We start from the raw sequence: 19074 nt of genomic DNA on the forward strand, positions 1-19074 counted from the left end.
ACCGAGGAGAGGGCGGCGTCGAGGCCGCGGTCGGTGAGGACGGCCGGGTGGATGCCCCGGGCCAGGTCGCGCAGTTCCTGGAGTGCGGTCTTCACCTCACCGTGAGCGTCGGCGACCATCCGCGCCGCCGCGTCCGGGTCCTCGGCCAGCTTCTCCTTCGCGAGGCCCAGATCCATGGCGAGCCCGACGAGCCGGGCCTGCGCCCCGTCGTGCAGGTCGCGCTCGATGCGCCGCAGGTCGGCCGCGGCCGTGTCGACGACGACCCCGCGGTCGGACTCCAGCTCCACGACGCGGGACTGCAGCCGCGACGGGCCGAGCAGCCCGACGACCGCGAGCCGGTCCACGGTCGTCAGTGCCCGCAGCACCCACGGCGTCGCGAGCGTGATCGCGAGGCCGACCAGAGCGGTGACGGTGATCTCGAAGGGGTTGTCCAGGTACACGGAGTGGTGCTCGTCGCCGTAGAGCTGGATGCCGCCCTGGCCCGCGTACATGGGGAAGACCCAGCGCCACAGCGGGTAGGTGAGCAGCGACCAGCCCGTCGCCCAGAACGTGAGGCCGACGGAGAACGCGAACACCGCCCACGGCATGTGCAGCACCCCGTACAGCAGGCTGCGCCACGAGACGCCGCTCTTGAGGACCGCGCCCATCCAGCCCATCGGGCCGTTCTTGCGCGGCCGCACCGGCTCCGGCGAGCCGACCTCGACGCCGAGCAGCCCCCGGGCCCGCACCCGCTCGAGCGAGCCCAGGCCGCGGGCCCCGGCCAGCGCAGCCGCGAGCACCGGCACCCCGATGAAGGTGACGAGCAGGCCCGCGCCCAGCGACACCATCGTCACGGCCCAGGTGAACCCGACGATGCTGATCGGCAGGCTCAGCAGCACGTACCCGAGCTCGCGCCAGGTGCGTCCTTCCACCGGCGCCCGCAGCCCGGCCGGCAGCCGCCCGAGCCCGCGGCGCGGCGCCGGTCCGCTTCCCCGGAGGTCCTGGTCGTCGTACGAGTACGAGTACTCGCCTCGGTATCCGTACTGCTGCGTGGCCATCGACGTCATCCGTTTCTGTCGCGTTCGGGCGTTCCGGCGTTCCGGCGTTCCGGCGTTCGGGCGTTCCGGCGTTCGGGCGTTCGGGGGGGGGCTCATGGGGTGGGGCCGTTCCCCTGTCACCAGGGTCGTGCTTCGCCGCGGTCCGGACCATCCGGCGGGTCGGCGTCTGCTCCCGGGGGTTTTCCCTACCTCCGGCCCGGCTCGCGCTCTCGTTCGCGGTCGCGCCAGGGCAGCTCGGCCGTGACCGTCGTGCCCGCGCCGTCCGGCGAGTCCACGACGAACAGGCCGTCGACCGCCCCGAGCCGCTCCGCGAGCCCGGCCATGCCGGTGCCCTTGTCGACGGACGCGCCGCCGCGCCCGTCGTCGCGCACCTGGAGCAGCAGCCGTTCCTCGGTGCGCCACACGTCGACGGAGGCCTGGCCGGCCCCGCTGTGCTTGCTTACGTTCTGGAGGAGTTCGGAGACGGTGAAGTAGGCGATGCCCTCGATCGCCTCGGCCGGCCGCTCGTGCAGGTCGACGGTCACCTTGACCGGCACCGTGCAGCGGGAGGCCACCGAGGAGAGGGCGGCGTCGAGGCCGCGGTCGGTGAGGACGGCCGGGTGGATGCCCCGGGCGAGGTCGCGCAGTTCCTGGAGCGCCAGCTTCACCTCGCCGTGCGCCTCGTCGACCATGGCGGCCACCGTGTCGTCGACCTGGCCCTCGAGCAGCTTCTCCTTGGCCAGGCCGAGCCCCATGGCCAGGTTGACGAGGCGGGCCTGCGCCCCGTCGTGCAGATCGCGCTCGATGCGCCGCAGGTCGGCCGCGGCCGTGTCGACGACGACCCCGCGGTCGGACTCCAGCTCGGCGATCCGCCGCTCCAGTTCGTCGGACGGGGACAGCAGCGCGCGCACCATGGCCCGGTCGGCGTTGGTCAGGCCGCGCGCGACGAACGGCAGCACCGGCCACAGCACGAACAGGCCGGTCAGCGTCACGGCGAACGTGAGCACGCCCCAGGGCAGCCGGATCACCTCGTACAGGACGGAGCGCCAGCCCACCGGGTCCTTCAGGCCGTTCCACAGCCAGCCGAAGAAGCCGCCCGCGCGGCGCACCGGCAGCGGGCTCGGCTCGTCGATCCGCACACCGAGCAGCGCCCGGGCCCGGGCCCGCTCGGCCCGGCCCAGCATCCGTGCGCCCCGCAGGCCGCCCGCGATGAGCGGCAGCCCGATCACCGTGACGGTGAGACCGGCGCCGAGCGACAGCATCGTGACCGCGTACACGAAGCCGAACACCGCCAGCGGGAAGCTGCTCAGCAGGAAGGCGATCTCCTTCCACGTGTGGCTGTCGAACGCGAAACGCGGCGGCGGCAGCACCGGCGGTCCGCCGGGTGCGTCTACGGGGGCGACTTGTGGCTCGGTCATAGCGAAAGGGTGCCCTGCGCGGGTGACCGGGCGCCATGAGGCGGACCGCCCGGGACGAACGGGGGATAACCCCACCTCACGCGGTGGACCCGGACCCGGCCCCGGCACGGGGCCGGACCAGGCTGCTTACCGTCCCTTTAACAGGCTCTAGACTCCCGTGCGTACGCACACGCACCGCGGACGCGCACGACGCACATCACGACCGACACGAACACGCAGACCAGTACGAACACGAAGACCACTACGAACACGCGAGGGGCGCAGACGTGACGGGACCGACGGGTCCGACCGCGACCGTCGTCGAGGCGGGCCAGGCACGGGTGGCCGAGGTGGTGGGGGCGGCACAGTCGGCGCACGCGGCCGCGGCCTCCTCCCACGACTACTTCCGTTCGTACTCGGTGGTCGGACTGCTCGCCGTCGTCGGCGTGCTGTTCGTCGCCGTGGCGTTCGGGGCGGGCCGGCTGCTGCGGCCGGTGGCGCCGACGCCGGAGAAGCTGCTCACCTACGAGTGCGGCGTCGACCCCGTGGGCGAGGGCTGGGCGCACACCCAGGTCCGCTACTACGTCTACGCGTTCCTCTACGTGATCTTCGCGGTCGACTCGATCTTCCTCTTCCCGTGGGCGACCGTCTTCGCCGCACCGGGCTACGGCGCGACCACGCTCGTCGAGATGTTCGTCTTCCTCGGCTTCCTCGCCGTGGGCCTGCTGTACGCATACAAGAAGGGCGTCCTGACGTGGACGTGACCCCCGCACCCGTGGACCTTCCGGAGCCGAAGCGGCTCGGCGTGCTCTCGCGGCTCGCCCCGGAACCGATGAAGGTGGTCCTCAACTGGGGCCGCCGGTACTCGCTCTGGGTCTTCAACTTCGGACTCGCCTGCTGCGCCATCGAGTTCATCGCCGCGTCCATGGCCCGGCACGACTTCATCCGGCTCGGTGTCATCCCCTTCGCGCCGGGGCCCCGGCAGGCCGACCTGATGGTCGTCTCGGGGACCGTGACCGACAAGATGGCCCCGGCCGTGAAGCGGCTCTACGAGCAGATGCCCGAGCCGAAGTACGTCATCTCGTTCGGCGCCTGCTCCAACTGCGGCGGCCCGTACTGGGACTCGTACTCGGTGACGAAGGGCGTCGACCAGATCATCCCCGTGGACGTGTACGTGCCCGGGTGCCCGCCCCGTCCCGAGGCGCTGCTCCAGGGCATCCTCAAGCTGCAGGAGAAGATCGCCCGCGAGTCGCTCGGCGAGCGCTACGGTGCCGACGCCGCGGCCGGGCACCCCTCGCCGGCGGCGCTGAGCAGCGGCCTCGTGCAGCCGCCCGCCCCCGCGGACGGTGACCGATGAGCTGGCTGCCGGACCCCGTCGAGGACCTCTTCGGCGCGGACGCCACCGCCGAGGAGGCCTACGACCTGCTGACGGTCGACGTCCCCGCCGAGCGCTGGCTCACCGCTCTGGAGACGGCGCGTACGACGCTGGGCTGCACGTACTTCGACTGGCTGAGCGCCGTCGACGAGCTGGAAGCGGGGTTCCGGGTCTGCGCGCACGTCGCCGCCGTCGCGCCCGGTGCCGTACGACGCCTGCTGCTGCGCACGACCGTGCCGCACGCGGCGCCCGTGCTGCCGTCCGCGATCGGCGTCTATGCCGGGGCCGCCTGGCACGAGCGCGAGATGCACGAGATGTTCGGCGTCGACTTCACGGACCACCCGCACCTGGTGCCGCTGCTGCTGCCCGACGGTTTCGAGGGGCATCCGCTGCGCAAGGACTTCGTGCTCGCGGCGCGGGTCGCGAAGGCGTGGCCCGGCGCGAAGGAGCCGGGGGAGTCGGAGCACGGCGGGCCCAAGCGCCGCCAGATGCTCCCGCCCGGCGTGCCCGACCCGAACGACTGGGGTCCGATGAAGGGCCAGCTGCCCCCGGCTCCGGCCCGCCCGGCGCGGGGCGCGGGCCGCGCGGCGGGCGCCGCCGCCGGTGGTGCCGGTGGTGCCGGTGGTGCCGGTGAGCGTCCGGCGCGCCGCAACCGCTCGGCGAGCGCGGGTTCGGCCAGCCAGGTGTCGGCCCCGGCCGAGGGCACGCAGCCGGCCCCGGGGCCCGCCGCCGGCAGCGGTACCGGTACCGGCAGCGGGGCCCCGGCCGAGGGCACCGGGCGGCCCGCCCGGCGCAACCGCTCGGCGAGCCAGGGTTCCGTGAGCCAGGCATCGCCTACGGGGCCCGCCCCTTCCACGCCCCCGCAGGAGACACCGGCAGGCGAGACCTCCGGTACCCCGGCGACCCCCGCCGCACCCCGTTCGAGCGACGCCCCGTGGCACCACGCCCGCCCGGCCTTCGACGCACCGGAACCCGAGAACGCCCCGGCACCGGACAAGACCCCCGGGGCCGCCGAGCCTTCGGAGTCCACCGAGCCTTCGGAGTCCACCGAGCGCTCCGAGACTTCCGAGCCGCCCGAGTCTCCCGAACCCTCCGACCGCGATCACGACCAGAACCGTCCCGACAGCAGCCCCGAGGAGGCACGCGGTGAATGACGTGCTCGAGGTCGTTCTGCGGCTCGTGGCCGTCTTCGTGGGCTTTCTCGTGCTGCCCCTGGTCGTGGGGCAGACCGAGCACAAGGTCATGGCGCACATGCAGGGCCGGCTGGGCCCCATGTACGCGGGTGGCTTCCACGGCTGGGCCCAACTGGTCGCCGACGGCGTCAAGTTCGCGCAGAAGGAGGACGTGGTGCCGGCCGCGGCCGACCGCCGCGTCTTCCAGCTCGCTCCGGCCGTCGCCCTGCTCCCGTACCTCCTGGTGCTGCTCGCGATCCCGGTCGGGCCGGGCGACGGCGCGGTCGGACAGGTCGTCGACGCGGGCATCTTCTTCGTGCTCGCCGTGATGGGCGTCGGCGTGCTCGGCTCGCTCATGGCGGGCTGGGCCAGCGCCAACAAGTTCTCCCTCCTCGGCGGCCTGCGCACCGCCGCCCAGCTCCTCGCCTACGAGCTCCCGATGCTGCTCGCCGCCGCGTCCGTCGCGATGGCGGCCGGCACGGTCTCCCTGCCGGGCATCCTCGACGCGTTCGCGTGGTGGTGGCTGCCCTGGCAGATCGTCGGCGCGGTCGTCTTCTTCGTCGCCGGACTCGCCGAGCTGCAGCGCCCGCCCTTCGACATGCCGGTGGCCGACTCCGAGATCATCTTCGGTGCGTACACCGAGTACACGGGCCTGCGCTTCGCCCTGTTCCTCCTCGCCGAGTACGCGGGCATCGTCGTCCTGTGCGGTCTGACCACCGTCCTGTTCCTGGGCGGCTGGCACGGGCCGTGGGGCGCGGACGGACTCGGCTGGGTGTGGACCCTGCTCAAGACCGCGGTCCTCGCCTTCCTGGTGATCTGGCTGCGCGTCACCTACCCCCGCCTGCGTGAGGACCAGCTCCAGAAGCTGTCCTGGACGCTCCTCGTCCCGCTCGCCCTGGCGCAGATCGCGCTCACCGGAATCGTGAAGGTGGCGATCAGCTGATGTCCGCGAAGTTCCCCGGGTCCGGCCTGGCCAAGGGCCTCGCCGTCACCCTGCGCACGATGACGCGCAGGACCGTCACCGAGCAGTACCCGGACGTCCAGCCCGAACTGCCGCCCCGCACGCGCGGCGTGATCGGTCTGTTCGAGGAGAACTGCACGGTCTGCATGCTGTGCGCCCGCGAGTGCCCCGACTGGTGCATCTACATCGACTCCCACAAGGAGACGGTGCCGCCGGCCGCGCCGGGCGGACGCGAGCGGAGCCGCAACGTGCTCGACCGGTTCGCCATCGACTTCTCCCTCTGCATGTACTGCGGCATCTGCATCGAGGTGTGCCCCTTCGACGCACTGTTCTGGTCGCCCGAGTTCGAGTACGCCGAGACCGACATCCGTGAACTCACCCACGAGCGGGACAAGCTCCGCGAGTGGATGTGGACGGTCCCGGCCCCGCCCGCCCTCGACCCGGCCGCCGAGGAGCCCAAGGAGCTCGCGGCGGCCCGCAAGGCAGCCGACAAACTCGCCGCAGCCGCCCAGACCGAACGGACCGCCCAGACCGACCGGACCGACCCCCGACCGCCCGCCGACGGACCCGGAAAGGAGCCCGCATGACCGCCGCAGTCTCCTCCGCAGCCGCCGTCGCGGCCGGCGCCTCCCACGGGTTCCTCTCGCCGACCGGCGTCGAGATCGCGTTCCTCCTCGTCGGCCTGGTCACCTTCGGCGCCGCCGTCATCACGGTCACCACGAGGCAGCTGGTGCACGCCGCGCTGTGGCTGATCGTCGCCCTCGGCGGACTGGCCGTCGAGTACCTCCTGCTCACCGCCGAGTTCATCGCGTGGGTGCAGGTGCTCATCTACGTCGGTTCCGTCGTGGTCCTCCTTCTGTTCGGACTGATGCTCACGCGGGCGCCCATCGGGCACTCGCCGGACGCGGACGGCCCGAACCGTCCGGTCGCCCTGGCCGTCGCGGTCGTGGCGGCCGCGGGCCTCGTCTGGGTCGTCGTCGACGCCTTCCGCACGACCTGGGTCGACCTCGACACCGTGCAGGGCAGTACGGAGGTGACCGGCTCGGTCCTCTTCCGGCACTGGGTGCTGCCCTTCGAGGCGCTCTCCGTCCTGCTCCTCGCCGCACTGGTCGGCGCGATCGTCCTGTCCCGCAGGAAGAACGCCGCCGCCCGCGCCCGCACCGAAGGGCAGGACCACCGCTGATGCACCTCGCCTATCCCGCCGTCCTCTCCTCCCTCCTCTTCTGCACGGGCCTGTACGGCGTCCTGGCCCGGCGCAACGCGATCCTGGTCCTGATGTCCGTCGAGCTGATGCTCAACGCCGTCAACCTCAACCTCGTCGCGTTCGACGTCTGGCTCCGCGACACCGTGCACGCCGGCCAGGCGCTGACCCTGTTCACCATCGCCGTGGCCGCCGCCGAGATCGGCATCGGCCTGGCGATCGTCCTCGCCGTGTACCGGGCCCGCGGCAGCTCGGACATCGACCGGCTCCGCGACTCCGCCGAGCCCCGCGATCCCGCCGACGATCCCGACGCCCCCGCCGACGACCCCGACGCCCCCGCCGGCGAGAAGGCCGAGGCCACCGCGTGACCACCACGACCCTCGCCGTCCTCGTCCCCCTCCTGCCGTTCCTCGGTGCCGCGGCGGGCCTGCTGCTCGGCCGCACCGCGCCCGGCTTCGTCCGCCCGCTGGCCGTCCTGCCGACGCTGGCCGCGCTGGTCCTGGCCGCGACCGTGGCCGTGCGCCAGGGCGGCGGCACCGGCAACCGCACCGCGGCCCTCGACGCGCACACCGAGCTCACCCCGACCGGCTCCGTGCCGATCGAACTCGCCCTGCACATCGACGGCTTCGCCGCCCTCGTCGCCGTCCTCGTCGCCCTGGTCGCGACCTGCGTCCAGCTGTACTCGACGGGCTACCTGCGCGACGACCCGCGCTACCCCTCGTACGCCGCGCTCGTCTCTCTGTTCACCTCCGCGATGCTGCTCGTCGTCTACACCGGCGACCTGATCGTCCTGCTGGTCGGCTGGGAGATCATGGGCATCTGCTCGTACTTCCTCGTCGGCCACTACTGGGAGACCCCCGAGGCGCGCGCCGCCTCCCTGAAGGCCTTCCTCGTCACGAAGCTCGGTGACGTCCCCTTCCTCATCGGTCTGTTCGCGCTGGCCGCCGACGCCGGCTCGTTCCGCATCACGACGGTCCTCGGCCGGGTCACCGGCGCGGGCGGGCTCGACCACCCGACGCTGATCGCGCTGCTGCTGCTCGCCGGAGTGGCGGGCAAGTCCGCGCAGTTCCCGCTGCACACCTGGCTGCCCGACGCGATGGCGGGTCCCACGCCGGTCTCCGCGCTCATCCACGCGGCGACGATGGTCGCCGCCGGTGTCTACTTCGTCGCCCGTCTCCTCCCGGTCTTCGCCGCCTCCCACGCGGCGCTGGTGGTGCTCGCCGTCATGGCCGCCGTGACCATGGCCGGCTCGGCGCTCGCCGCGCTCGCGCAGGACGACATCAAGCGCGTCCTCGCGTACTCGACGGTCGGCCAGCTCGGCTACATGACCGGCGCCCTCGCCGTCGGCGACCGCGGTGCCGCCGTCTTCCACCTCCTGTCCCACGGCGCCTTCAAGGCGCTGCTCTTCCTCGCGGCGGGCGTGGTCATCCACGCCGCCGGCACCAACTCCCTGGCCGCCATGTCCCGGATGGGCGGCCTGCGCGAGCGGGTCCCCGACGCCTTCTGGACGATGACCGTGGCGCTGCTCGCCCTCGCCGCGATCCCGCCCTTCAGCGGCTTCTTCTCGAAGGAGGCCGTCCTCGGCGCCGCCGAGCACACCGCGACCGGTCACGAGAGCGGGGTGCCCGTCGCCGCCGGCTGGATCGTGCTGATCGCCGGACTGGTCACGGCCCTGCTCACCGCCGCGTACGCGACCCGGCTGTGGCTGCTCGCCTTCAACGGGCGCGGTGCCCCGGCCCCCGAACCGCACCGCGGGCCGGCCGTGATGAACGTCGTGCTGTGGATCCTCGCGATCCCCTCCCTCGTGTTCGGTCTGGCCACGGGCGTGCTGCCCGACTGGTTCGACGGCCGCTCGCTCGCCCCGACCCTGACGACCTCGGTGCTCGGCACCGGTGTCGCCCTGGTCGGCGGCCTGGTCACGTACGCGGCCTGGCGGCACACCACCGCGCCGCCCGTCGCGGGGCGCCCGCCGCTCGGTGCCGTCGCCGTCGACACCGGGACCGGTGACGGCGGCCTGGTCGAGGCGGAGGCCATCGCGAGCCACGCCCCCGCCTACGGCGACGTCGCCGGAGCACCCGACCCGACCGACCCGGGGCGGCTGCTGCTCGGCCCGCTGCACCGCCCCGCGGCCTGCGGCTTCCATCTGGACGCCGTCTACGCCGCCCTGTTCGTGCGGCCCGTGCGGGCCGGGGCCCGCCTGGTCGCGTTCCTCGACCGGGCCGTCGTGGACACCTACGTCCGCGGCGCGGCCACGGCACCCAAGGCGCTCGGCTGGGCCGTGCGCCGCGCCCAGACCGGGAACGTGCAGACCTACCTCAGCGCCCTGCTCGCCGGCACCGTCGTCCTCGTGGTCGCCGTCGTCCTCGTCGCCACCGCCGGAGCGTGAGCAGCCGTGATCGATATCAGCGAATCCGTGATGCAGCTTCTTCTCGCCGTGATCGTCGCCGGCCCGCTCCTGGGTGCCGTCGCCGCTCTGCTCCCCGCCCCGCCCGGTCTGAAGGGCAGGTCCCCGGACCAGGCCGTGCTCCGCCACGGCGTGACCGTGACCGGTGTCGTCCTCGTCCTCGCGATCGTGCTCGCGCTCGGCTTCGACCACGACCATCCGTCGAGGATGCAGGCCACGACGGACATCAGCTGGATCCCGGCGCTCGGCATCCGGATCCACCTCGGGGTCGACGGCATCTCGCTCCCCCTTCTCGTGCTGACGGCCCTGCTCACGTTCCTGTGTGCGCTGTACTCCTTCTTCAAGCGGCCCGCGGGCGGCTCCCCGAAGGCCTTCGTCGCCCTCGTCCTGGTCCTGGAGTCGGGCACGCTGGCGACCTTCGCCGCGCTCGACCTCGTCCTGTTCTTCCTGGCCTTCGAGACGGTCCTCGTCCCCATGTACTTCCTCATCGCCCGCTGGGGCGGTGCCGGGCGGCAGGCGGCCGCCTGGAAGTTCATCCTCTTCACGCTCCTCGGCTCGGTCGTGATGCTCCTCGGACTCCTCCTTATCGGCGTTAAGGAGGGCACGTTCGACATGATGGCACTGGCCACTGACAACGGCCGGGGTCTCAGTACGTCCGTGCAGGTCATCGCCGTTCTGGCGATCGGTGTCGGGCTCGCCGTGAAGACCCCGATGTGGCCCCTGCACAGCTGGCTGCCGGACGCGCACACGGCCGCCCCGACCGTCGGCTCGGTCCTGCTGGCCGGTGTTCTGCTGAAGATGGGTACGTACGGGTTCGTCCGCATCCTGCTGCCGATCGCGCCGGACGGGATGCGCACCTTCGCCCCGTATCTCGCCGCGTTCGCCGTCGTCGGGATCGTCTACGGGTCCCTGGCCTGCCTGAACCTCGTCAGGCAGGGCGCCCGCGGCGACCTCAAGCGGCTCATCGCCTACTCCTCCGTCGGCCACATGGGCTTCGTCCTGCTCGGCATCGCGACGATGAGCCCGACCGGCGTGAACGGCGCGCTCTTCGCCAACATCGCCCACGGCCTCATCACCGGCCTGCTCTTCTTCCTCGTCGGCGCGCTCAAGGACCGGGCCGGCACCAGCGACCTCGACACCCTCGCCGAGCAGGGCGGCATGGCCCTGTACGGCAAGGCACCGCGGCTCGGCGGGCTGCTCGCGTTCGCCGCCGTCGCCTCGCTCGGCCTGCCGGGCCTCGCCGGGTTCTGGGGCGAGATGCTCGCCCTGTTCGGCGCGTTCCGGCCCGACGAGGCCCTCAGCCGGCCCGCGTTCCTCGTGTTCATGTCCATCGCGGCGTTCGGCACCCTGCTCACCGCCGCGTACATGCTCCTCGTCGTCCGCCGTGTCTGCATGGGCCCGCGCGACCACGAGGCCCCGGTCCTCGCCGACGTCCAGGGGTACGAGTTCGCGGCCTGGACCCCGCTCGTCGCCCTCACCGTCCTCGCGGGCCTGTGGCCCGCCGCCCTGCTCGGCCTCACCGACCCGGCCGTGCAGAAGCTCCTCGCAGGAGGCCTCCAGTGACCGCCGTCGCCGCGCCCTCCGTGGCCTCCCTCGTCCAGTCCGTCGACTGGCTCGCGATCGCGCCGCCCGTCCTCACCGCGGCCGTCGCGCTGATCGTGCTGGTCGCCGACCTGTTCCTGGCCGACCGCCACAAGCAGGTGCTCGGCTGGATCTCGGTGGCCGGACTCGCCGCGGCGGCGCTCCTGCTCCTCCCGCTCGTCGGCGACGAACGCTCCACGTTCTGCCTCCAGGGCGCCGGCTACGACGCGTGCAGCTACACCGCCGACCGGTTCACGCTCGTCGTCCAGTTCCTCGTCCTCGCGGGCGCCCTGGTCACGGCGCTGCTGTCGATCCACACCCTCAAGGACGCGCGCGGCACCGACGAGCCGCTGCCCGACGGCGAGTACTGGTTCCTGCTGCTGTCCTCCGCCGCGGGCGCCGCCCTGCTGCCCGCCTCCCGCGACCTCGCCACGCTCGTGGTCGCCCTCGAGGTGGCCTCGCTGCCGGCCTTCGCCCTGGTCGGCCTCAAGCGCGGCGACCGGCGCTCCTCCGACGCGGCCCTGAAGTTCTTCCTCTCCTCGGTCACCGCGACCGCCGTCACCCTGCTCGGCGTGAGCTTCGTCTACGCGAGCACCGGCAGCCTGCACCTCACCCGGATCGCCGGTGAGCTGACGCATGTCGACGGCCGGCTGCACACCCTCGCGCAGGCGGGCGTGGCGCTCACCCTCGTCGGGTTCGCGTTCAAGACGGCCGCGGTGCCCTTCCACTTCTGGGTGCCCGACACCTATGTGGGCGCGCCGCTGCCGATCGCCGCCTATCTGTCGGTCGTCGGCAAGGCCGTCGGCTTCACGGGCCTCATCCTCGTCACCGTCGTCGCGTTCCCCTCGTACGCCGACGTGTGGGGTCCCGCCCTCGCCGCGCTCGCGGCCCTGACCATGACCGTCGGCAACGCGGCGGCCCTGCGCCAGCACGCCACGCGCGCGTACAGCGCCGTCCGGCTGCTCGCCTGGTCGTCCGTCGGGCAGGCCGGCTACCTCCTGGTGCCGATCGCCGCGGCCGCCTACTCCGACGACCCCCGCAAGCCGGTCGGCTCCACGCTCGCCTACGCGCTCATGTACGCGGCCGTGAACCTCGGCGCCTTCGCCGTCGCCGCCCTGGTCGCCCGGACCCGCCCGCTGAACCGGCTGTCCGACTACCGCGGCCTGTACGCCGAGCGCCCCCTGGCCGCGCTCGTCCTCGGCTTCTTTCTGCTGTGCCTGGCCGGACTGCCGCCGGGCGTGATCGGACTCTTCGCCAAGGTGACCGTCTTCTCGGCGGCCGTCGACGCCGGTCTCGGCTGGCTCGCCGTCGTCATGGCCGTCAACGTCGTGGTCGCGCTCTTCTACTACCTGCAGTGGACGGCAGCCCTCTTCCGCGCCCCCGAGGGCGCCACGGCCACCGTGCGCGGCGGCTCCGTCCCGCTCACCGTCGCGATCGCCGGCACCGCGGCCGTCGGCGTCGCCCTGTCCGGGGCGCCCCAGCTGATCCTGCGTTTTGCGTCGGCGGGGCTCTTCTAGGCACCCTGTGACGCTCACCCCCGAAACGCCACACCAAGGAGAGACGCCGTGCTGAGCGGGTTCAAGGACTTCATCCTTCGCGGGAACATCGTGTCGATGGCCATCGGCCTCGCCGTCGGCGCCGCCTTCACCGCGGTCGTCACCGGATTCAGTACGGCGTTCATCGCCCCGCTCATCGGCCTCGCCACCCAGTCGACGGGCGACTTCGACAAGGCGCACTTCGTCGTCGACGGCACCGAGTTCCCGTACGGCAAGTTCGTCAGCGCCGCGATCGCCTTCCTGATCACCGCGGCCGTGCTCTACTTCCTGGTCGTCGTCCCCATGATGAAGCTCCAGGCCCGCCTGGACCGCGGCAAGCCCGTCGACATCAAGGCCGCCCTGCGCGACTGCCCGCGCTGCTTCAGCCAGATCCCCGGCATCGCCACCCGCTGCGCCCACTGCACGAGCGAGATCAAGGCCGACCCGGAGGCCCTGGAGCTCGCCGGACTGGTGCCCGAGCAGCGCTGACCGGCTAGCGCGACCCGGACGGCCTAAGCCCTCCCGCGTGCGCACAAGGGAACTCGCCCCTCCCGTCTGGCGTTGACCAGTACGGGAGGGTCCACTGGACGGGAGACACCCCGCACCGACCGCGGGCCCAGTGGAATCAGCAGACAGACACCGCAGTGGGTTCCCCTGCCGCACCACTCAGGAGGACGTACCGTGCACCGCCGGCACAACGGGCTGAAGACCGCCGTACTCCTCGGAGGGCTCTCGGCCCTCATCCTGGTCATCGGCAGCTTCTTCGGCCGCACCGGGCTCGTCATCGGTCTCGTCGTGGCCGTCGGGACCAACGCGTACGCGTACTGGAACAGCGACAAGCTCGCCCTGCGCGCGATGCGGGCCCGCCCCGTGAGCGAGTTCGAGGCACCCGGGCTGTACCGGATGGTCCGCGAGCTCTCCACCCAGGCCCGCCAGCCCATGCCGCGCCTGTACATCTCCCCGACCGAGGCGCCGAACGCGTTCGCGACGGGCCGCAACCCGAGAAACGCGGCGGTCTGCTGCACCGACGGGATCCTGCGCATCCTCGACGAGCGCGAGCTGCGCGGCGTCATCGGCCACGAGCTCAGCCACGTCTACAACCGCGACATCCTGATCTCGTCGGTCGCCGGAGCGCTCGCCTCGGTGATCATGTTCCTGGTGAACTTCGCGTGGCTGATCCCGGTCGGCCGCTCCAGCGACGACGACGGGCCGGGCATCGTCGGGATGCTCCTGGCCATGATCCTGGGCCCCGTCGCCGCCTCCCTCATCCAGCTCGCCATCAGCCGCTCGCGCGAGTACGAGGCCGACGCCTCGGGCGCCCAGCTGACCGGCGACCCGCTCGCACTGGCCAGTGCCCTGCGCAAGCTCGACGCCGGGACCAAGCAGCTGCCGCTGCCGCCCGAGCCGCGCATCGAGTCGGCCAGCCACATGATGATCGCGAATCCCTTCCGTCCGGGCCGGGGAATGTCGAAGATGTTCTCCACGCACCCGCCCATGGCGGAGCGCATCGCCCGGCTCGAGCAGATGGCAGGAAGAAACCCGTGAAGACGATCCTGAACGTGATCTGGCTGGTCCTCAGCGGCTTCTGGCTGTTCCTCGGCTACCTCCTGGCCGGGCTGCTGCTCTGCATCACCGTCATCGGCATCCCGTTCGGGCTCGCCGCGTTCCGGATCGGCATCTACGCCCTGTGGCCCTTCGGGTACACGACGGTCGAGCGGCCCGGCGCGGGCGCCCCCTCGTGCATCGGGAACGTGCTGTGGCTGATCCTCGCCGGCTGGTGGCTGGCGCTCGCGCACATCTTCACCGGGATCGCGCTGTGCGTCACGATCATCGGCATCCCGTTCGGTATCGCCAACTTCAAGATGATCCCTGTGTCGTTGACCCCCCTCGGCCGCGAGATCGTCCGCACCGACCGGCCCTTCGCCGCCCGCTGACCTCCTGGCCGGACGCCGCTCGGACGCAACCGCGCGAGGACTGTTCCACGTCCTTGTGGGCAGAAGCGCACGGAGACGACTCCGCACTACAGAGGGGCAGCACACGGCATGGGCATCATCAGTTGGATCATTCTGGGACTGCTCGCCGGTGTCGTGGCCAAGATCCTCCTGCCCGGGCGTGACCCGGGAGGTCTCGTGGGCACGACGCTGATCGGCGTCGCGGGATCCTTCATCGGCGGCTGGATATCGTCGCGCTGGCTGGACCGGCCGATCACCAAGGACTTCTACGACACCGCCACGTGGGTCTCCGCGATCGGCGGCGCCCTCGTCCTGCTGATCGTGTACCGCATCTTCTTCGGCGACTCCCGCAGCCGCCGCTGAGCCGGCGCCCGGGCCGCGGGACGCGCACCGCCCGTACGCCCGCTGATCGACGTCCGCATTTCTGCTGTTCGAGGGGGCCGTGCCGCCTCGTTGTGGAAGCATGACCGGTCGACGGGGAGGGGGAGCGCGGAGCCGGGGACGACAGGTGGAGCGGCTTCTCGCGCGACGCGTATGCAGTTCTTCACCGACGGGGTGTTCGACCCGCAGGCCTGCGGGGACCGGCGGACCGCGGCCGTCCTGACGGCGGCCGCGCAGCGTGCCGCCGCCCGGCTGCGGCCCAGCGACGTGCTGCACGCCGCCCTGGCCGAGCACGACGCCGCGCTGCTCTCCGCGCTCGACGTGGCGCTCGCGGACGGCGCCGCCCCGGCGCATCTCATGGAGACGATCGACGTCTACCACCCGCCGGGCGAGGCCTACGCCTTCGACGGTTCCCACGATCGGGTGAGCGGGGAACTCCTCGCGGCCTTCGACGAGTTCAGTCAGCAGTGCACGCAGGAGCGCGACCGCTCGGGGACGGACCTGGCCGGCCCCGCCGTGTTCGACCTCCTGCTCGCCTGTGTCCTCACGCACGCCGACGCCGAGGACCGGGCGTACCTGGGCGGGGTGCTCGACCTGCCCCGGGCCGCCGACGCGCTGCGCCGCCGTGTGCGGGTCCGCACGGAAGCGCCGCGCGAGCTGTTCGACCCCGCCTCCGGGCGGCTGCGCTCCGAGGGCTTCAGCGCCGACGCCCTGGCCGTCCTGGAGCAGGCCGCCGAGCGGGCCGCCGCGCTGGGCTACGACCGGCTGCTGCCGCCGCACGTCCTGCTCGCGCTGCTCGGCGAGACCGAGGGCCTCGCCGAGCGTCTGCTGCGGTTACAACTCCCGCCGCAGATCGGCCTGGTGAAGGCGGTCGAGCTGATCTCCGGCGCGTTCCGGATCGCCGAGCGGCCGCGCGCCGAGCCGCCCCGGCTGCACCGGGACGACTGCGGCGAGGCGCTGCGCACCCTGCTGGCCGGTGCGCGGCGCACCGCCGCCCTGTGGGACGCCGAGCGGGTCGACGGCCCGCACCTGCTCGCCGCGCTCCTGGACGAGCCGCCGCAGCGGCTGGCCGCCGTGCTCGCCGCCGATCCGCTCCGGCTCGACCTGGACCGGCTGCGCGCCCACCTGGCCGAGTCGCTGCGGGCCCGGCGCAGCACCGGGCAGCGCGACGCGGCCGTCACGCTGCCCGCCTCGCTGCCCCCGTCCGAGGACCTGACCTGGCTGGCGCCCGAGACGCGCCCCGCCCGCCACCTCGACCGCTACTTCGGCCCGCTGTGCCGTGCCCTGCACCGCAGCGAGGACCACCATGTCCTGATCACCGGGCTGCCCGGCGTCGGCACCACGACCCTGCTGCGCGAGCTGGCCCGGCGCGCGGCCGCGGGTGAGATCCCGTTCCTGCGGCGCAAGCGGTTCCTGCGGCTCGACTGCCGGGACGTGACCCCCGACGAGAGCGGCGCCCAACTGGCCGCGCTCGTCGGCCACGTCGAGGGCCGTACCGACCTCGTGGTGTGCGTGGACGGGCTCGGCGCGCTGCTGCGCGGCCCGCGCGGCACCGACCACGTGCCGGCGCTGCGCCGCGCGCTCTCCGAGCGCCGGCTCCACCTGGTGGGTGTGCTCTCCGCGCAGGACCACGAGGACCTGCTGGCCGGCGATCACGAACTGCAGGACCTGACCTGCCGGATCGACGTGGCGGAGCCGGACCGGGAGAGCGCCCGCGACATGGTGCGGCAGGCCGCCGACGGGCTCGCCGAGGAGTTCGGTGTCGGCGTCGACGACCACGCGGTCGCCCGGGCGGTCGTCCTGGCCGGGGAGTTCGTCGCGCACCGCAGGCTGCCGCAGTCCGCGGTCCGGGTGCTGCGCCGGGCCTGCGAGGACCTCGACTACGCGCGCACCCAGGAGGGCGACCCCCGCGCGGAGGTCACCGTGGCGGAGGTCGTCGACGTCGTCGCCGAGCTGTCGGGCGTGCCGCGCGGGCAGGTCGCGGGCTCCGGCGACGACCGGGTGGACCATGCGGCGGCGCTCGGCGCCCGCGTGGTGGGCCAGGAGCACGCGGTGCGGGTGGTCGCGGACGAGCTGCGCCGTATCAAGGCCGGTCTCGCGGACGGCAGTTCGGGTCCGGCGACCGTGCTGATGTTCGCGGGCCTCACCGGTGTCGGCAAGACGGAGCTGGCGAAGGCGGTCGCCGGGCTGTACTCGGCGTCGAAGCGGTTGCAGACGTACCCGATGGAGAACTTCACGGAGCCGCACAGCGTCGCCGCGCTGCTCGGTTCGCCGCCCGGCTATCTGGGCCACGAGCGCGGCGGCCGGATCGTGAACGAGCTGAACGCCGACCCGTACTGCGTGTTCCTGCTCGACGAGGTCGAGAAGGCGCACCCGGAGGTGCTGCGGCCCTTCCTCAACCTGTTCGACGAGGGCTGGATCACCGATCAGCGCGGCGTGAAGGCCCACGCCGACCGGGCCGTCTTCGTGCTCACGACGAACGCCGGGCACGAGCTGATCTCGCGTCCCGGCCCGCGCCGCAGCGACGAGGAGATCGCCGAGGCCGTGCGCGAGCGGCTCGCGCAGCTGCGCCACCGGCACGGCGAGGCGGTGTTCACACCGGAGTTCCTCGCCCGGATCCGGCGCATCGTCGTCTTCCGGCCGCTGGACGAGGAGGCGATGCTCGGGATCGGCCGGCTGATCGTCGACCGGCAGCGCGAACTGTGGCGCGAGCGCCGCGAGAAGGACCTCGTCGTCTCCGAGAGCCTGCTGCGGCACGCGGCCCGGCTCGGGCACGACCGGGACCGCGCCGCGCACGGCCGGCTGGGCGGCCGGGTGATGTCCACGCTGCTCACCGACCTGGTCGAGACGCCGGTCCTGGAGGCGGCGCAGCGGCACCCCGACCGGTTCAGGGAGTGCGCCCGCATCGAGGTCCGTGCGGTGCCTGACGCGGCGCCCGAGGACCCGTTCGCCGACGTGGTGGCTCCCCGTACGGAGGTACGTCTGCTCCCGGCGGAACCGCGGGACGGCCCGGACGTGTCGTACGGCTCGGCGGGAGCGCCGGAACCGGCCGGAGCGCCGGAACCGGCCGGAGCGAGGGGAACGCGGGACGGGGAGGCGGCGCATGGTCCGGGCAGCTGACGCCGAGCTGCGGGCGCTCGTCGGGCAGGTCGTCGACCGGCGCTACCTGCTGCGCGAGTGGATCGGCGGCGGCGGCTTCGGCGGGGTGTTCCGCAGCGAGCAGTACGTCCTGGGCCGTCCGGTGCGCCCGGTCGCGTGCAAGGTGTCGCGGCGCGGCGGGATCACCGAGGACACGGCGGCCGACCTGTTCGCCGACGCGCTCGTCCTCGCCGAGGTCATGGGGTCGATGACGGACCTGGAGGCGCGCCGCCACCTGGTGCACGTCTACGACGCCGGGCTCGCGCCCGAACTGGGCGGCCGGGCCTACCTCGTCATGGAGTACGTCCGGGGAGCCACGCTCGCGGACGAGTTCGCCCGGCGTCAGGGCGTGGTGCCGCAGCGGACGATGGTCGCCTGGGCGCGGCAGATCGCCGTGGCGCTGCGCGGCCTGCACTGCCTCGTGCCGCCCCTGCTGCACCGCGACCTCAAGCCGGACAATGTGCTGCTCGGCCGGGACCGCGCGGTCCGCCTCATCGACTTCGGCCTCGCCGCACGCATGCGGGCCGCAGGGCACGTGCCCGGTGTCGCCGGCACCACGCGGTACATGGCGCCCGAGACGGCGGCCGGGGCCAGCCTGCCCGCCTCCGACCTGTACTCGCTGGGCATCCTCCTGTACGAGGGGCTGACCGGGCGCCCGCCGTACGAGCATCTGGTCGTGCCGCTCGACCTGCCGGACCGGGACCTCGGGCAGTGGCTCACCGACGCCAAGCGAAAGGCGCCGCCGGTGCGCCCCTCGTCGGTGGAGCCGTCGGTCGGGCCGCGGCTCGACGCGCTGGTGATGCGCTGCCTGGAGCTGCGCCCGGAGCGCCGGTTCCGGGGCGCGGACGAGCTGATCGAGGCGCTGGACGAACTGTCCGTGCCGGACCGCCCGGTCCCGGCCCCGGCGCCGGGTGCCGGGGAGCTGGCGGCGGCCCGCCGGCACCGCGCCGACGGCGCCTCC

The 19074-nt window shown here is 73.0% G+C and carries 18 protein-coding genes; 16 read left to right on the forward strand and 2 right to left on the reverse strand.

Features of this window, described 5'->3' with window-relative positions:
* Both GTW43_RS28240 and GTW43_RS28245 read right to left on the reverse strand, forming a co-directional pair.
* The coding region (locus tag GTW43_RS28240; RefSeq protein ID WP_161304793.1) for a sensor domain-containing protein at positions 1-1037 on the reverse strand (1037 nt) is incomplete at its 3' end.
* A gap of 185 nt (positions 1038-1222) precedes the next feature.
* Entirely contained in the window at positions 1223-2434 is a 1212-nt protein-coding gene (locus GTW43_RS28245) for a sensor histidine kinase (RefSeq protein WP_161304794.1), read from the reverse strand.
* A gap of 320 nt (positions 2435-2754) precedes the next feature.
* Between GTW43_RS28245 and GTW43_RS28250 the strand changes: the two genes are divergently transcribed.
* The 16 genes from GTW43_RS28250 to GTW43_RS28325 form a co-directional block, all read left to right on the forward strand.
* Positions 2755-3177, forward strand: coding sequence for an NADH-quinone oxidoreductase subunit A (locus tag GTW43_RS28250; RefSeq protein WP_343246140.1), 423 nt, complete (start codon positions 2755-2757; stop codon positions 3175-3177).
* Positions 3168-3770 (forward strand): NADH-quinone oxidoreductase subunit B, encoded by a 603-nt coding sequence (locus GTW43_RS28255; protein ID WP_161304795.1) that lies wholly within the window; start codon positions 3168-3170, stop codon positions 3768-3770. The genes GTW43_RS28250 and GTW43_RS28255 overlap by 10 nt, the downstream gene beginning before the upstream one ends.
* Entirely contained in the window at positions 3767-4942 is a 1176-nt protein-coding gene (locus GTW43_RS28260; protein ID WP_161304796.1) for an NADH-quinone oxidoreductase subunit C, read from the forward strand. The genes GTW43_RS28255 and GTW43_RS28260 overlap by 4 nt, the downstream gene beginning before the upstream one ends.
* Positions 4935-5903: a complex I subunit 1 family protein gene (locus tag GTW43_RS28265; RefSeq protein WP_161304797.1), complete on the forward strand. Its 969-nt coding sequence runs from the start codon at positions 4935-4937 to the stop codon at positions 5901-5903. Before GTW43_RS28260 ends, GTW43_RS28265 begins: the two co-directional genes overlap by 8 nt.
* Complete coding sequence (locus GTW43_RS28270; RefSeq protein ID WP_161304798.1) at positions 5903-6508, forward strand: NADH-quinone oxidoreductase subunit I; 606 nt, start codon at positions 5903-5905, stop codon at positions 6506-6508. The genes GTW43_RS28265 and GTW43_RS28270 overlap by 1 nt, the downstream gene beginning before the upstream one ends.
* Positions 6505-7104 (forward strand): NADH-quinone oxidoreductase subunit J, encoded by a 600-nt coding sequence (locus GTW43_RS28275; protein ID WP_161304799.1) that lies wholly within the window; start codon positions 6505-6507, stop codon positions 7102-7104. Before GTW43_RS28270 ends, GTW43_RS28275 begins: the two co-directional genes overlap by 4 nt.
* Positions 7104-7490, forward strand: coding sequence for an NADH-quinone oxidoreductase subunit NuoK (gene nuoK, locus GTW43_RS28280; protein ID WP_161304800.1), 387 nt, complete (start codon positions 7104-7106; stop codon positions 7488-7490). Before GTW43_RS28275 ends, nuoK begins: the two co-directional genes overlap by 1 nt.
* Positions 7487-9508: an NADH-quinone oxidoreductase subunit L gene (locus GTW43_RS28285; RefSeq protein ID WP_161304801.1), complete on the forward strand. Its 2022-nt coding sequence runs from the start codon at positions 7487-7489 to the stop codon at positions 9506-9508. The genes nuoK and GTW43_RS28285 overlap by 4 nt, the downstream gene beginning before the upstream one ends.
* 6 nt (positions 9509-9514) lie before the next feature.
* Positions 9515-11089: an NADH-quinone oxidoreductase subunit M gene (locus GTW43_RS28290; RefSeq protein ID WP_161304802.1), complete on the forward strand. Its 1575-nt coding sequence runs from the start codon at positions 9515-9517 to the stop codon at positions 11087-11089.
* Positions 11086-12624: an NADH-quinone oxidoreductase subunit N gene (locus GTW43_RS28295; RefSeq protein ID WP_161304803.1), complete on the forward strand. Its 1539-nt coding sequence runs from the start codon at positions 11086-11088 to the stop codon at positions 12622-12624. Before GTW43_RS28290 ends, GTW43_RS28295 begins: the two co-directional genes overlap by 4 nt.
* A gap of 48 nt (positions 12625-12672) precedes the next feature.
* Positions 12673-13131 carry an MscL family protein gene (locus GTW43_RS28300; protein ID WP_161304804.1) on the forward strand — a complete coding sequence of 153 codons (459 nt, stop codon included), beginning with the start codon at positions 12673-12675 and terminating at the stop codon, positions 13129-13131.
* A gap of 192 nt (positions 13132-13323) precedes the next feature.
* A complete protein-coding gene (gene htpX, locus GTW43_RS28305; RefSeq protein ID WP_161304805.1) occupies positions 13324-14187 on the forward strand; it encodes a zinc metalloprotease HtpX in 864 nt (287 codons plus the stop codon).
* On the forward strand, positions 14184-14576 hold the full coding sequence (locus GTW43_RS28310) for a YccF domain-containing protein (RefSeq protein ID WP_161304806.1): 393 nt from the start codon (positions 14184-14186) through the stop codon (positions 14574-14576). The genes htpX and GTW43_RS28310 overlap by 4 nt, the downstream gene beginning before the upstream one ends.
* 108 nt (positions 14577-14684) lie before the next feature.
* Positions 14685-14957 (forward strand): GlsB/YeaQ/YmgE family stress response membrane protein, encoded by a 273-nt coding sequence (locus GTW43_RS28315; protein ID WP_161304807.1) that lies wholly within the window; start codon positions 14685-14687, stop codon positions 14955-14957.
* A gap of 171 nt (positions 14958-15128) precedes the next feature.
* Entirely contained in the window at positions 15129-18095 is a 2967-nt protein-coding gene (locus GTW43_RS28320; RefSeq protein WP_161304808.1) for an AAA family ATPase, read from the forward strand.
* On the forward strand, positions 18079-19074 hold a 996-nt coding region (locus GTW43_RS28325), incomplete at its 3' end, for a serine/threonine-protein kinase (RefSeq protein ID WP_161304809.1). The genes GTW43_RS28320 and GTW43_RS28325, both read left to right, overlap by 17 nt.

Source organism: Streptomyces sp. SID5785, from assembly GCF_009870065.1.
Classification (GTDB): Bacteria; Actinomycetota; Actinomycetes; order Streptomycetales; family Streptomycetaceae; genus Streptomyces.

Coding starts and splice junctions, on each gene's coding strand:
- GTW43_RS28245 (WP_161304794.1), bottom strand. CDS start 2,434: ATGACCGAGCCACAAGTCGCCCCCGTAGACGCACCCGGCGGACCGCCG.
- GTW43_RS28260 (WP_161304796.1), top strand. CDS start 3,767: ATGAGCTGGCTGCCGGACCCCGTCGAGGACCTCTTCGGCGCGGACGCC.
- GTW43_RS28270 (WP_161304798.1), top strand. CDS start 5,903: ATGTCCGCGAAGTTCCCCGGGTCCGGCCTGGCCAAGGGCCTCGCCGTC.
- GTW43_RS28275 (WP_161304799.1), top strand. CDS start 6,505: ATGACCGCCGCAGTCTCCTCCGCAGCCGCCGTCGCGGCCGGCGCCTCC.
- nuoK (WP_161304800.1), top strand. CDS start 7,104: ATGCACCTCGCCTATCCCGCCGTCCTCTCCTCCCTCCTCTTCTGCACG.
- GTW43_RS28315 (WP_161304807.1), top strand. CDS start 14,685: ATGGGCATCATCAGTTGGATCATTCTGGGACTGCTCGCCGGTGTCGTG.
- GTW43_RS28320 (WP_161304808.1), top strand. CDS start 15,129: ATGCAGTTCTTCACCGACGGGGTGTTCGACCCGCAGGCCTGCGGGGAC.